This window comes from Sulfitobacter sp. SK011 (assembly GCF_003352065.1).
Classification (GTDB): Bacteria; Pseudomonadota; Alphaproteobacteria; order Rhodobacterales; family Rhodobacteraceae; genus Sulfitobacter.
In genome coordinates, this window is record NZ_CP025803.1 from 1,651,216 (window position 1) to 1,665,104 (window position 13,889).

16 protein-coding genes are annotated in these 13,889 nt (G+C 57.7%); 13 read left to right on the plus strand and 3 right to left on the minus strand.

Annotated elements, in window-relative coordinates; all coding sequences use genetic code 11:
* The first annotated feature begins 17 nt into the window (after positions 1-17).
* The 4 genes from C1J02_RS08080 (at position 18) to C1J02_RS08095 (ending at position 3,099) form a co-directional block, all read left to right on the plus strand.
* The gene (locus C1J02_RS08080) at positions 18-839 is read left to right on the plus strand and encodes a sulfite exporter TauE/SafE family protein (protein ID WP_114878110.1); all 822 of its coding nucleotides are present in this window, start codon (positions 18-20) and stop codon (positions 837-839) included.
* On the plus strand, positions 833-1,585 hold the full coding sequence (locus tag C1J02_RS08085; protein WP_254693240.1) for a hypothetical protein: 753 nt from the start codon (positions 833-835) through the stop codon (positions 1,583-1,585). The genes C1J02_RS08080 and C1J02_RS08085 overlap by 7 nt, the downstream gene beginning before the upstream one ends.
* 66 nt (positions 1,586-1,651) lie before the next feature.
* Positions 1,652-2,500, plus strand: coding sequence for a DMT family transporter (locus C1J02_RS08090; RefSeq protein WP_114880463.1), 849 nt, complete (start codon positions 1,652-1,654; stop codon positions 2,498-2,500).
* Positions 2,500-3,099: a metallophosphoesterase gene (locus C1J02_RS08095; protein ID WP_114878111.1), complete on the plus strand. Its 600-nt coding sequence runs from the start codon at positions 2,500-2,502 to the stop codon at positions 3,097-3,099. Before C1J02_RS08090 ends, C1J02_RS08095 begins: the two co-directional genes overlap by 1 nt.
* A gap of 380 nt (positions 3,100-3,479) precedes the next feature.
* On the opposite strand, the gene C1J02_RS08100 is transcribed toward C1J02_RS08095, so the two are convergent.
* The 3 genes from C1J02_RS08100 to ccmI are packed head-to-tail and all read right to left on the minus strand — an operon-like array spanning position 3,480 to position 5,438.
* Complete coding sequence (locus tag C1J02_RS08100) at positions 3,480-3,719, minus strand: DUF1289 domain-containing protein (protein WP_205389881.1); 240 nt, start codon at positions 3,717-3,719, stop codon at positions 3,480-3,482.
* Positions 3,709-4,215 (minus strand): Holliday junction resolvase RuvX, encoded by a 507-nt coding sequence (ruvX, locus tag C1J02_RS08105; protein ID WP_114878112.1) that lies wholly within the window; start codon positions 4,213-4,215, stop codon positions 3,709-3,711. The genes C1J02_RS08100 and ruvX overlap by 11 nt, the downstream gene beginning before the upstream one ends.
* On the minus strand, positions 4,212-5,438 hold the full coding sequence (gene ccmI / locus C1J02_RS08110; RefSeq protein WP_114878113.1) for a c-type cytochrome biogenesis protein CcmI: 1,227 nt from the start codon (positions 5,436-5,438) through the stop codon (positions 4,212-4,214). Before ccmI ends, ruvX begins: the two co-directional genes overlap by 4 nt.
* A gap of 261 nt (positions 5,439-5,699) precedes the next feature.
* On the opposite strand from ccmI, the gene C1J02_RS08115 reads away from it, so the two are divergent.
* The 9 genes from C1J02_RS08115 to C1J02_RS08155 all read left to right on the plus strand — a co-directional run bounded on the left by C1J02_RS08115 (position 5,700) and on the right by C1J02_RS08155 (position 13,824).
* Positions 5,700-6,944, plus strand: coding sequence for a sarcosine oxidase subunit beta family protein (locus C1J02_RS08115; RefSeq protein WP_114878114.1), 1,245 nt, complete (start codon positions 5,700-5,702; stop codon positions 6,942-6,944).
* Between the two features lie 103 nt (positions 6,945-7,047).
* On the plus strand, positions 7,048-7,290 hold the full coding sequence (locus tag C1J02_RS08120) for a hypothetical protein (protein ID WP_114878115.1): 243 nt from the start codon (positions 7,048-7,050) through the stop codon (positions 7,288-7,290).
* 168 nt (positions 7,291-7,458) lie between these two features.
* Positions 7,459-7,632, plus strand: coding sequence for a hypothetical protein (locus C1J02_RS20840; RefSeq protein ID WP_162798275.1), 174 nt, complete (start codon positions 7,459-7,461; stop codon positions 7,630-7,632).
* 291 nt (positions 7,633-7,923) lie between these two features.
* Positions 7,924-8,256: a sarcosine oxidase subunit delta gene (locus C1J02_RS08130; RefSeq protein ID WP_114878117.1), complete on the plus strand. Its 333-nt coding sequence runs from the start codon at positions 7,924-7,926 to the stop codon at positions 8,254-8,256.
* Positions 8,253-11,270, plus strand: coding sequence for a sarcosine oxidase subunit alpha family protein (locus tag C1J02_RS08135; RefSeq protein WP_114878118.1), 3,018 nt, complete (start codon positions 8,253-8,255; stop codon positions 11,268-11,270). Before C1J02_RS08130 ends, C1J02_RS08135 begins: the two co-directional genes overlap by 4 nt.
* A complete protein-coding gene (locus tag C1J02_RS08140) occupies positions 11,263-11,832 on the plus strand; it encodes a sarcosine oxidase subunit gamma (protein ID WP_114878119.1) in 570 nt (189 codons plus the stop codon). Before C1J02_RS08135 ends, C1J02_RS08140 begins: the two co-directional genes overlap by 8 nt.
* 29 nt (positions 11,833-11,861) lie before the next feature.
* Positions 11,862-12,356, plus strand: a complete 495-nt coding sequence (locus tag C1J02_RS08145; RefSeq protein WP_114878120.1) for a hypothetical protein — start codon at positions 11,862-11,864, stop codon at positions 12,354-12,356.
* Between the two features lie 259 nt (positions 12,357-12,615).
* Complete coding sequence (locus tag C1J02_RS08150) at positions 12,616-13,215, plus strand: superoxide dismutase (RefSeq protein ID WP_114878121.1); 600 nt, start codon at positions 12,616-12,618, stop codon at positions 13,213-13,215.
* Between the two features lie 153 nt (positions 13,216-13,368).
* Positions 13,369-13,824 (plus strand): host attachment family protein, encoded by a 456-nt coding sequence (locus C1J02_RS08155; protein ID WP_114878122.1) that lies wholly within the window; start codon positions 13,369-13,371, stop codon positions 13,822-13,824.
* The last annotated feature ends 65 nt before the right edge of the window (positions 13,825-13,889 follow it).

The following is a 13,889-nucleotide window of genomic DNA, read 5'->3' on the forward strand; positions in this document are numbered from 1 at the left end:
CGCGTGGGGACCTCAAGATGCCTGAGACGATGATACTGGTGCAGATGGCGCTTTTGCTAATGGCCATCGGTGCCTTTGCGGGCGTGCTTGCAGGCCTTCTGGGCGTGGGCGGCGGCATTGTTCTGGTGCCAGCATTCTTCTATGCGTTTCAAACGCTTGGTTACGGCGGCCCGCAGTTGATGCAGATGTGTCTGGCAACCTCGCTTGCCACCATCATGGTGACATCCATCAGGTCGGTTCACAGCCACAACAAAAAGGGTGCAGTGGATTGGGATATCCTGCGCACATGGGCCCCCGGCATCGTGATCGGGGCGGTTTTGGGCATGCTGCTGGTCGCGCAACTGCGCACCAATACGCTGCAGATCATCTTTGGTAGTCTGGCATTGATTGTGGGCCTTTATATGGGGTTCAGTCGCGCGCATTGGCGGGTGGCTGAGGCAATGCCCAAGGGCCTAGCCCGCGCCATCCTGTCGCCCTGTGTGGGGTTCCTGTCGGTGCTGATGGGCATCGGCGGCGGCAGTTTCGGCGTGCCGTTGATGAGCCTTTACAACACGCCAATTCACCGTGCTGTTGCCACCGCTGCGGGGTTTGGTGTGTTGATTGCCGTGCCCGCAGTTGTCGGGTTCCTTTTCGTTGACATGCAGTCAGGCAAGCCGCCACTGACCATCGGGGCCGTTAATCTGGTGGCGTTTTTCATTGTGATCGCCATGACGCTGATCACAGCCCCTCTGGGGGTCAGGCTGGCCCATGCGATGGACCCAAAGCGGCTGAAACGGGTGTTCGCGGTGTTTTTGGTGCTGGTGGCGCTGAACATGCTGCGCAAGGCGTTGGGATGGTGACCACCTGGGCCAAAGACGGCTTTTGCGTCTTTGCCCATGACGCGGCGACCTTGGCCTGGGCGCAAGCCGCGCATCGGCTTGCGGTTCAGGTGTCCAAGGACCCGGCAATACGCGCCGCCAATCTGCGCCACGGTGACACGTGGTTTGTCGGTGTCGACGCCTTGCCCAATGATCCCGACGGCAGCATCGCGGGTGTCGCTTTGACTGGTCCCTGGGCCGACCATATCACCTGGCCACAGATCTGGCACCCCGCGCAATTGTCTATTGTCTATCCGGGCTATCCCAAACAGGACCCGGATGAGACAGACGCAAACCACCAGTATCGGATTACCCGAAAGGCGGCCCATGTGGACGGGCTGTTACCCGTAGGTACTCTTCGGCGGCGCCATATGCGCGAACCACATGCCTTCATTCTTGGTCTGCCTCTCAATGTCGCGGATGCCGCACCGCTGGTGGTCTGGCCGGGCAGTCACCGGATTATGGGGGCGGCGTTTCGAGGTGCGATTGGGGATCAAGACCCCACCGAAGTGGATTTGACAGACACCTATCATACCGCGCGCCGTACCGTGTTTGCGGGAACTGATCCGGTACCGATAGTGGCCAATCCGGGTCAGGCGATCTTGTTGCACCGCCATATGTTGCACGGCGTAGATATCTGGCACCCTCAGGCGACAGCCCCGCCCGAGGGTCGCATGATCGCTTATTTCCGGCCCGAGTTTTCGCCAGACGCATGGGTTGCTGCCTGATCATTTCGCTTGTCTCTGTTTGTCACCCGTGGTTGCTTTGGCCGGGACTCAATCAGGATCACGCGCTTGTCTTCACTTGTTTTTACGGCTGTCCTTTGCGCAGCATTGCTACACGCTGTCTGGAACGCATTGGTTAAGGGCGGCGCAGACAAGCGGGTCAATATGGCCTGCGTGGTGATCGGTCACACGCCTGCGGCGTTGATTGTTCTGTGTCTGGTACCGCTGCCCGCGTTTGCCAGCTGGCCCTATCTGATCGGCGGCATGTTGTGCCATTTTGGCTATCAGGTGTTCTTGCTCAACGCCTACAACAAAGGTGATCTCAGCCAAGTTTACCCCATCGCGCGCGGCTCTGCTCCGTTGATTGTTGCAGCGGTGTCGGTGTTTGGCTTGGGCGTGGTTCTGGCCCCGCTGGAATTGCTGGCAGTGGCGATCATCGCATTGGGATTGATGAGCATGGCACTGGTGCGCCAGTCGGACGGTACCCGCAATCTGCCCGCGGCCAAGCTGGCGCTGATCACCGGGTGTTTCATTGCATCCTATTCACTGATTGACGGTCTGGGCGCGCGGGTCTCTGGCAGTCCCTGGGGATTTTATGGGCTGCTTGGGTTGCTAAATGCCATCGTATTTGCCGCTTATCTTGCGATGACCACACCCCAGGTCCTGAGGCGCACCTTTACCAGCGGCTTGCGCATCTTTTTCATTGGCGGCACCGCATCCTTCGTGGCCTACTCGCTGGTGATTTGGGCCTTTACCCAGGCACCGATTGCGCTTGTGACAGCGTTGCGCGAAACCAGCATCATCTTTGCCCTGCTGATCGGCGTGTTCTTTTTCCGTGAACGTATGGACCTGCCAAAGCTGATCGCCACCTTTGCGACGCTCAGCGGGGCGGCACTCCTAAGATTTGCAAAAAGCTAATGCGCATATTGGCGACTTCTGATCTGCATTGTGATCTGGCCGCAACTCAAGCGCTTGTTGGCTCGGCAGGGCAGGCAGATGTTGTGGTGGTTGCCGGTGATCTGGCCACCAAGGGGCAGGGGGCCGCACCGCTTTTGGATCTGCTCAGAACCATTCCGCGCCCGGTGATCCTGGTGCCTGGCAACCACGACCGACTGGCCGAAATGCGCAGCTATTGCACCGGTTGGCGCGATGGGCATGTGCTGCACGGCGACACCCTCCGGTTTCAGGACATCGCGTTTTTTGGCCTTGGGGCCGAGATCCCGCGCCGCACCGATGAGGTGTGGAATTTCGCGATGACAGAGCCTCAGGCCGCGCGTGCTTTGGCGGCCTGTCCGCCAGCGGCGGTTTTGGTCACCCATACTCCACCAAAAGGGCTTTGTGACCGCCAGAAGGACGGACGACATGAGGGATCGTCCGCTATACTGGATGTGCTGCAAAACAAGGCACCGCGCCTGCATTTGTGCGGTCATATTCATGCAAGTTTTGGTCAATCGGCGCAGGTCGGCGAGTGCCCCGTACACAACCTTGGGCCGACCCTAAGTTGGTTCACAGTCTGACAAATACAATTGTAGATTGAATTTTCCCCACAATCACCCCGACCGCGCCTTATTGTTGCCATTTCAAACACAATACTCAAACCCATGGAAACCGGAAACACCGGGAGAACCGAGAGTAACAAAAGGTAGTGTGTTTGATGAGGATCATATTGACGGGGCCAAAGGGAAATCTTGGATACTGGGACGCAGCTACCCGCACCACCGGGCAACATGCATTTGGGTTTCAGGGTCGCTTTCGAAATCAATCCAGCTGTTCATTTGCGCGGCTCTCAGCGTTTGCAAAGAACAGCAATCATGCCCCGTCAGGCCAAGACGGCGCGATCACATGTGAACAGGGTCTCGACCTGCTCCATTCGATTGCGCAGATACGATAACCAGAGCTAGCTCTGCCGCCGCGCCATGCGTGCCGCACGTCCTCCACGGCGCTTAGAAAACGCACCGGCGCGGCTGGGCAGTTCTGCCATCACCATCCGCCGTTCATCCGGGCTCATCCGTGACCAGCGGCCGATCTCGTCGATGGACCGCAGACATCCCGTGCAGAGCCGCGCTTCAGGATGCACCACGCAAATCTTGATGCAGGGGCTTTCGACCTCGTCGCGCTTCCAAACGTCATCCACCAATTTCCGCGCCACCTTGTTGTAAGCCACCCGTGCGCAGCACCGCCAGGCGGTCAAGCACACCTTGCAAGATATACCCAGCAGCGACGTGATCAATCACCTCGGCGCGACGTTTGCGCGTCGTATCCGCCTCAAGCAGTGCTTTTTCAGCAGCAACCGTGGACAGGCGTTCATCCCAAAAGGTGATCGGCAGCGGCAACAAGCGGTCAAAGTTGCGGGCGAAGGCGCGGGTTGACTGACATCGCGGCCCTTCCGAGCCGTCCATGTTGCGCGGCAGACCCAACACCAGACCGCCGATGCGCCGGTCTGTGATGATCTCGATCAGACGTGCGGCATCAAGGCCGAATTTCTTGCGCCGCACGGTCTCAAGCGGGGTCGCGACGCTTAGAAAACTGTCGCTGACCGCAACGCCAATGGTCTTTTCACCCAGATCAAGACCGATCAAGGCCTGCATCGGCGGCAGGGCGGCGGCGAATTCGGTGATGTCGTCGATGATCATTCCGCAACCCCGGCCTGGCTTCCGGCCGCGCGGATGATGTCAAGCGCGCCTGCGTCACCAGCAAAGACCTCCAGTGCGTTGTTAAAAACCGCAAGCGCCTGATCCTGTTCCCCCAGCACCCCAAGCGAGGTGATCAACCGGGCCCAATCGGTGGGCGGCCCGCCATCTGTTGCCAGCCGGTCCGAGAGGCCCGCAACCATGCCGCCGATCATTTCCATTCGGTCAGCGGCACTCATCTCGGCAGCGGCATCAATGTCAGCAGCAGAGGGGCCTTTGGCATCACCAGTGCCAGATGGGGGCATTGTGTAATCCACCCCGGCCAACTGCGCGATGGCCATGATCTGCTCGCGGATCGGCGCAATCCAGGGCGCATCCGCCGGGCCGCGCCGCAGCAGGTTGTCCCACAGACGAAAGGTGATATCGGGCCGCCCGGTCTGAACCATCATCAAACCGATGTAATACCGCGCCCGGCCATCTTCCATGTCCTGGGCCAGCACGGCGCGCAACGCTGTCTCGGCCTGAGGCGACACATAGCCGCCCGCCGCCAAGACCAGGAGTTCAGCGTAATCACCGATATCCTTGACCGTGGCGCTGCCACCCATGATCCTCAGCACCTCTTTCTGCGCGGCAGCGGCGGCACTGAAATCTCCGACATTTGCTTCGTTCTGGGCCAAAAGACGGTGCCCTTGCAGGTCGTCAGGCCGTTCGGCCACGGTTGCGCGCAACTGGTCCACCATGCTCAGGTACTCGGCACTCAGCGTCCCGGGGACCTCAAAAGGTGGCAGCGCCGCCTCAGCGGTCTCTTGGCTACGGCGGTTTTCACGCATGCTTTCGGCAAAGGCGATGCGATCGGCAAGTGCGCGGTCACCGTATCCCGGCCGTCCCAGTTTGGCATAAAGGGCAATACTGCCTGCGACCACGGCCAGAACGACGATGAAAAGCACAATCGATGGGCGGTGTTGTTCGACTTTGGGCACATCTGCCCCAGCCGCATCCGCAGCCAGTATCCGACGCGAAATTTCGGTGCGCACCCGCTCCGCGTCATCAGCAGGGACCACGCCGCGCGCGACATCCCGTTCCACCGCAGCCAATTGGTCGCGGTAGACCTGAATGTCATATTGCGCTGGTTCCGGCATTGCGATCTGCGCGCCGCGCCAGATCGCACGGCCCAGCACCAAGGCCACCAAAGCGGCCATTGCGACAGTGGTTATCCAGAAGATCATGAATGTTTCGACAAGTTATGCATGGGGCCTACCTAACCTGTGAAACGGATCGACAAAAGGGGACAAATTGACATGGCGCGGATTGGTCTGACACGCGATAATCCCCAATTGCAGGCAATGTCGCAAAATTGCTAAGGAGTGCCGTGGGGAGTATCCTCTTTTCTACTGATCACTCCAGAACAGAACAGGATGCGCCCGCGATGCGAATCTATGTCGTATTTGTCGTGAGAACATCGTCTATCCATGCCGGGGAAGCCTAATATGAAGAAGTACTCAGTATTTGCAGTGGCCCGCGAGGCGATGCGCCACCACACCGGCTGGAACCGGGCATGGCGCGATGCGCAGCCTAAGAAACGCTATGATGTGATCATTGTGGGCGCGGGCGGGCATGGATTGGCCACTGCCTATTACCTCGGCAAGAATTTTGGCATCACCAATGTGGCGATCCTGGAAAAAGGTTGGCTTGGCGGCGGCAACACCGGGCGTAACACCACAATCATCCGCTCCAACTACCTGCAGGACCCCTCTGCCGCGATCTATGAGAAATCCCGTTCGCTCTATGAAACCATGAGCCAGGACCTGAATTACAACGTGATGTTCAGCCCGCGTGGCGTGATCATGCTGGCGCAGACCGAACATGAGGTGCGTGGATACAAACGCACCGCGCATGCCAACAACCTGCAAGGTGTGAAGACCGAATTTATCGGGCCGGAAAAGGTCAAATCGCTGGTCCCGATCATCAACATCGACGGGCCGCGTTACCCGGTCCTTGGCGGTCTCTGGCAAGCGCGCGGCGGCACCGCACGCCACGATGCGGTGGCCTGGGGCTATGCGCGTGCGTGTTCCGACATGGGCATGGATGTGATCCAGAAATGCGAAGTCACGGGCATCCGCCAGACGACCGGCAAAGTCACCGGCGTGTCAACGACGCGCGGCGACATCGATTGCGACAAGCTGGGCATGGTGGTTGCAGGCCATTCCGGGCATCTGGCTGATATGGCTGGGTTCCGCCTGCCGATTGAATCGGTGGCCTTGCAAGCGCTTGTCTCTGAGCCGATCAAACCTTGTATGGACGTGGTTGTGATGGCCAACACCGTACACGGCTACATGTCGCAGTCCGACAAGGGCGAGATGGTCATCGGCGGCGGTACCGACGGCTATAACAACTACACCCAGCGCGGGTCGTTCCACCACATCGAGGAAACCGTGCGTGCGTTGATTGAGACCTTTCCGATGGTCAGCCGCCTTAAGATGCTGCGCCAGTGGGGCGGGATTGTGGATGTGACGGGCGACCGGTCACCGATCCTGTCGAAAACGCCCGTTGATGGTGTGTTTATCAACTGTGGCTGGGGCACCGGCGGGTTCAAGGCAATTCCCGGTTCCGGTTGGGCAATGGCCGAACTGATGGCCAAGGGGCGTTCACCGCTGACCGACGCCTTTGGGCTGAACCGGTTCCAGGAAGGACGCTTTATTGATGAAAGCGTGGCCGCAGGGGTCGCGCATTGATGCATCTGTTCGACACCATCTCTGAAAGACCAATCTTCGTGCGGAACCATCCCGTTGCGGGCGGCGTTGAGCGTGCAGAATTGGAAATATCAGGAGACAACCAATGGCTGACCCCAACGAAACACGCTCGGATCACACAACCACAACCACCACGACCACCACAGGCGGGTCCGGTATGGGCTTTGTCGTCGGCGCGCTTGTCGTCGTGGTCGCGGGACTTGCGTACTTCATGTTTGCGGGCGGTGACGTCGGCGGGTCAGATGACGTTAACATCACCGTTGAAGGTGCAGGCGCTGCCGTTGAAGGTGCTGCCGAAGCCGTCGAAGGCACTGTTGAAGGCAACTAAAGCTTTTCTGCATAACGGAAAAATCAGGCAAGCTGGCATCCGAAACGGTGCCAGCTTTTGCGTGGCGGGCTGGGCCATGAATGGCCGAAAACCGAAGCATTCGGATAAAACTGTTGCCAGATTGTGCTTTGATGCCATGATTTCCTTATTCAAAAGGAGGAATGGACCATGTCAGAAACCATTCACAGCGGCAACGGCACCCAGCGCGGTGTCATCATCGCGATTGTTGTCCTGGTCATTTTCATTGCGGGCATTGCAATGCTCGGGAACGGGTCAGCGCCAACTGAAAACGCAGCACCAACAGCACCTGCCGAGACTGGCGCAGCAGACACCAACGGCTGAACGGCGCATTTACGCGCAGACCGGGCCAAACACCCTCTGGGGTGCATTGATATTTGCGATATGTTCAATGGGTCAGCGAGGTGCTGCTTGGCTGAACGCGCTGGCTGATCGGCTGGCAGGATGCCCGCCGGTTGTTGAGATGTGCACCGGGAAACAGTATGAGCTCGTCGAAGCCATTTCCATGCGCCGTGGCGATGCGTGCCAAGCCAATCGCTTTCAAAAATCCATCAATGACCCGCGTGCCTTTCGTAAAGGCATGCCCAACGTATTTCCCAAGATCGGAGCAATGACATGCTGATCCTGACCTGCCACGCTTGCGGTGTCACCGCCGAAGAAACCGAATTCCACGGTGGAGGTGAGGCGCATCTGAAACGCTTTGGTCCCGGATCATCCGAAGAGGAATTCGAAAGCTATCTGTTCATGCGCGAAAACCCTAAGGGCGTGCATTTTGAACGCTGGCGTCATGCCAACGGCTGCGGCAAGTGGTTTCATGTGGCGCGCGATACGATGACGCTTGAAGTGTTTGGCAGCTATAGCGCGCAGACCTACGGGCCGCCGCCTGAACTGCTGGAAGAGATCGAAGAAAAACGCCCCGGCTGGTCCAAGAAGGAACTGAGCGCATGAGCACACGTCTGGCCACAGGCGGACGCCTGCTGAATAAATCCAAACCGGTCAATTTTACCTTCAACGGCAAACAGTTGCGCGGCTATGAGGGTGACACATTGGCATCAGCATTGCTGGCAAATGACCAAATGCTGGTGGGCCGCTCGTTCAAGTATCACCGTCCGCGCGGTATTGTGGCGGCTGGCCCCGAAGAACCCAATGGTCTGGTGAACCTTGGGCGCGAGGGCAGATTTGAGCCAAACCAGCGCGTCACCACAACCGAACTGTTTGAAGGGTTGGAAGCCGCAAGCCAGAACCACTGGCCCAGCCTAGAATTTGACGTGGGCGCGATCAACAAACACCTGAGCCGGTTCTTGCCCGCAGGGTTCTATTACAAGATGTTCATGTATCCGCGTGCTGCGTGGAAACATGTCTATGAACCCATCATCCGCCAATCCGCAGGCCTGGGCAAAGCACCCAAAGCCCGCGATGAAGACACCTATGAACATTTCTACGCCTTCTGTGATGTGCTGGTCATCGGCGGTGGTGTTGCGGGTCTTGAGGCGGCGCGGTCGGCAGGCCGCTCTGGCGCGCGTGTCATCTTGTTTGAGCAAACGGATACATGGGGTGGCCGTGCGCTGGTCGATGGGGGCAGCATTGATGGCAACCCTGTGGATAAATTTGTGGACGATATCGTCTCTGAACTGAAAACAATGGAGAATGTTCAGATCCGCACCCGCTGCATGGGGGCAGGGGTCTATGACCACGGCTATGTTCTGGGTTATGAGCGCCTGACCGATCACGCGCCCCAAAGCGCCGGACCACGCCACCGTTTGTGGCGCATTCGCGCAGGCCATGTGATCACCGCGACAGGTGCGCTGGAACGTCCGCTCAGTTTTGCGGGCAACGACATTCCCGGTGTGATGCTTGCCGCAGCCGTGCGCGATTACGTCGTGAATTTTGGCGTGTCCGTGGGCGACCGCACCGTGGTTGTCACAAACAATGATAACGCTTACCTAACGGCAATTGCGCTAAAGCACGCAGGTCTTGACGTGCCCGCGATCCTCGATGCGCGGGTGCTGCCGCAGGACAGTCCTTTGATGGCACAGGCCAAGGCGCTGGGCATTCGCGTGATGATGGGACATGCCGTGTCGTCGGTCAAAGGCGGCAAACGTGTGACCGGTGTTGAGGTCTGCAGTCAGGCCGGCGAAGGTGCTGTGCTGGAAGAGATCGCCTGCGATGCGGTTGCCATGTCGGGGGGTTGGTCGCCGGTGGTGCATCTGTGGTCGCACTGTGGTGGCAAACTGCGCTGGGATACTGCTCATGCGTGTTTTTCCCCCGATGTGGATAACCCGCCTATGGGTGCCGATGGCTTGGGCTTTGTTACCCCTGCGGGAGCAGCGGCAGGCGTATTCGCGCTGGACGACGTTTTATGTGACGCCCATGCAGCGGCAGATGGTGTCGCGGTCAGCCTTGGCTTCAAGCTGCCCAAAGACAGCAGCGCGCCCAAGGCGGAACGCCGCGAAGATGCGCCGATGGCCCCAGTCTGGATGATGCCACAGGGCGCCTCGGTCAAGCTGCGTGAAAAGGCGTGGTTGGACTATCAGAACGACGTCAAGGTTTCTGATGTGCGACTGGCCGCCCAAGAGGGCTTTGTCAGTGTTGAGCACGCCAAGCGCTATACCACGCTGGGCATGGCAACGGATCAGGGAAAGTTGAGCAACATCAACGGACTGGCGACGCTTGCGGGGGCATTGGATGCGGATATTCCGACAGTGGGCACCACCACTTTCCGACCGCCTTATCATCCCATTTCCATGGCCGCGATTGGCGGCGAGGCGCGCGGCGACGTGTTTCAGCCGATCCGGCGTACCCCGATGCACGACTGGCACGAAAGCCACGGTGCCGAATTCGAACCGGTTGGCCATTGGCGACGTCCCTATGCCTATAAGCAGGGTGCTGAATCGACCCATGATGCCGTGATGCGCGAGGTCACCAACACCCGCGAAAAGCTGGGGCTTCTTGATGCCTCAACCCTTGGCAAGATTATTGTCAAAGGGCCGGACGCGGGCAAATTCCTCGACATGATGTACACCAACATGATGTCGACGCTGAAGCCGGGCAAATGCCGGTACGGGCTGATGTGTTCCGAAAACGGGTTTCTGATCGACGATGGGGTGGTCGCGCGGATCGACGACGACACATACCTCTGCCACACCACCACCGGCGGCGCGGAGCGTATCCACGGTCACATGGAAGAATGGCTGCAAACCGAATGGTGGGACTGGAAAGTCTATACCGCCAATGTCACCGAGCAATATGCACAAATCGCAGTTGTGGGTCCGAATGCACGAAAATGCCTTGAGAAACTCGGCGGCATGGATGTGTCCAAGGACGCGCTGGCGTTTATGGACTGGGCGGATGGCACCCTTGGTGGTTTTACGGTCCGGGTTTACCGTATCTCGTTCTCGGGCGAGCTCAGCTATGAGATTGCCGTGGATGCAAGTCTGGGACAGGCGTTCTGGGACGCATTGATGGTTGCTGGCAACGATCTGGGCGTGATGCCCTATGGCACCGAATGTTTGCACATTCTGCGCGCGGAAAAAGGCTTTATCATGATTGGCGATGAAAGCGATGGCACCATCATTCCACAGGATCTGGGCCTGAACTGGGCAATCTCGAAAAAGAAAGAGGATTATCTGGGTAAACGCGCCCAGGAACGCACGCATATGACCGATCCGAACCGCTGGAAGCTGGTCGGTCTTGAAACCACGGATGGGTCCACATTGCCGGATGGGGCCTATGCGGTGGGCGAGGGCAGCAATGAAAACGGACAGCGCAATATGATCGGGCGCGTCACGTCGACCTATCATTCGCCCGTATTGGGCAAGGGCATTGCGATGGGGCTGGTACACAACGGCCCGGATCGCATGGGCGAGGTAATCACGTTCCCCGGAACCGATGGCAAAACCTATGAGGCGAAAATCGTCGACCCGGTTTTTTATGACAAAGAAGGGGAGAAGGGAAATGTCTGATCCGGTGACAGCCCTCAAAAACGTCCGTCATGAGACGGGTATCGCCGCCATTTCGGAAATCGGTCCGCTTGGCATGATCACACTGCGCGGCGATCTGGATGCGCCCCATATCCGCAACGCGTCCACGGCAGTGGCCGGGGTCGATTATCCTGCGGACCGGATGTGTAACTGCGTCGGTGAACGCGGTATCGCGTGGATGTCGCCAGACGAACTTCTGGTGATGTGTCCCTATAACGACGTCTCGGAAAGCCTTGATAAGATAAACAAAACCATCGAAAATCACCATACATTGGCGGTCAACGTCTCAGACGCGCGCGCGGTGTTTCAGGTCAAAGGCCCACGTGCCCGCGAGGTGATGGCAAAGCTGGCACCCGTCGATCTGGCACCGGACCACTTTACCACAGGCATGTTCCGCCGCACCCGCATGGCGCAGGTGCCTGCCGCGTTCTGGATGCGTGATGATGAGACGTTTCAGATCATCTGTTTTCGCTCGGTGGCGCAGTACATGTTTGACCTGCTGAAGGTCGCCGCACAACCCGGTTCTGAGGTGGATCACTTCTGATCTCAAGCGCCACGTAACGCACCGCTTTGATGTCAGACCGCCTCAATTCTGGGTTGTCGTCCGACGCCAGTATGCTAGCTGTCATTGCGCTATACTACGGGTGGTGGGATGAAAAAAATGTGGTCTTGGCGAGCATCGCTGCCGTCGGTCTGGCAGGTCCAAGCTTGGCAAGCGCTGTTTTATACGAATGTGACATCGCCGATTATGAACGGGCCAAGGGTTGGATTTCGTCCAAGATTGCAATCATTCTGCCCGGCGAGAATTCGGTCAAGATTGTCGATGCCATTACGTTGAACTTTGCCAAGGAACCTGTATCCGGCACCGTTCTGCGTGATAATGCCAAAAGGCTGATCGTAAAATGGACCGTTGAGGGCGTCAAAACCGACGACGGAACAAGTTTTGCGGGTGTCAACTACCGGGCCTCCATCGCCAAGACGACAGGGGCCGTTGAGGTGTCGACCATTCCAAATGGCTACGACACTGATTTACGCGCGAACGGTGACTGCAAGACGCGGCGAAAATGACCCAATCCCCATCAATTGCTCACGTCAATTTACTGGCACTGGGCGAAAAAGGGGATGCACGGCACACTTGGGCAGATATTTTATGCGAAACGGGGGGCTTCTTTTCAGGACCAAAGCCGCGTGGAATTGCTCCAAACCTACGTGATTACCATCGAAATACTACCGGAACCCGATCTAATCACATGCGTTGACCTTGACGAAAGGTGCTACAGCGCTTCATGTGGCCCAGACTGAAATTTCAATTGAGGAGGCCCACCGAATGGCTTTTCAACTTCCCGATCTTCCCTATGCCCATGATGCCCTTGCCGCCAAAGGCATGAGCGCCGAGACTTTGGAATATCACCACGACAAGCACCACAATGCCTATGTCACCAATGGCAACAAGGCCATTGAAGGCACCAAGTGGGAAGGCAAATCACTCGAGGATATCATTGCAGGCACCTATGATGCCGGCGCGGTGGCGCAAAGTGGTATTTTCAACAACATCAGCCAGCTTTGGAACCACAACCAATTCTGGGAGATGATGGGCCCAGGCGACAGCAAAATGCCGGGTGAGCTGGAAAAAGCCATCACCGAGAACTTTGGCTCAGTCGACAAATTCAAGGACGAGTTCAAAGCGGCTGGCGCTGGCCAGTTCGGTTCAGGCTGGGCATGGCTGGTAAAGGCCAAGGATGGCAGCCTGAAGGTCACCAAGACCGAAAACGGCGTGAACCCTGTGTGTTTTGGTCAAACGACCTTGTTGGGTTGTGATGTTTGGGAACATTCCTATTACATCGATTTCCGCAACGCACGCCCGGATTATTTGTCAAACTTCCTCGACAACCTGGTGAACTGGGAAAATGTCGCATCGCGGATGTAACCGTTTGATTTGAAGATAAAAAGTTTTGGCCCCGTAGTTTTGCGACGGGGCCTTTTTTATGTTGCAAGGCGAATTGCGTTTTGCGGATAATCGGAACTGTGCAAGCTTTCCTGGCGTTGAGTTGAAATAGACGTCAAAATACGGAGGCTACTTATGACCCGATTGAGCAATGGCACCTGGGTTCTCGTTGCAGATGGCGAAAAGGCCCTTTTCCTGGAAAATCAGACCGACGGTGAAGACCCTTTTCTTGAGGTCATCCGTCAAGAAGAGCAGGACAATCCCCCAACCCGTGAACAGGCTGCCAATCGCCCGGGCCGCTTTAACGATGGACCATCTGTGCACCGCTCTGCAGTAGCAGACACAGACTGGCACCAACTGGCCAAAGAACGGTTCGCCAAAGACATGGCGGAAATCCTGTTCACCCAAGCGCACAAAGGCGCGTTTGAAAAAATCGTTATCGTTGCACCGCCGCAGACACTGGGCGAATTGCGCAATGAATTGCACAAAGAAGTGGCCGATAAAGTGGTGGGAGAGGTGCCCAAGACATTGACCAATCACCCGATCCCAGAAATTGAGAAAATCGTGAAGAACGAATTGGCGGGCAAGTAGTCAACTGTAAGCTGATCGTTGGGGGGGGTGGACGCGCGCGGGCGAAGGTGGAGTCAGCCTAGGCC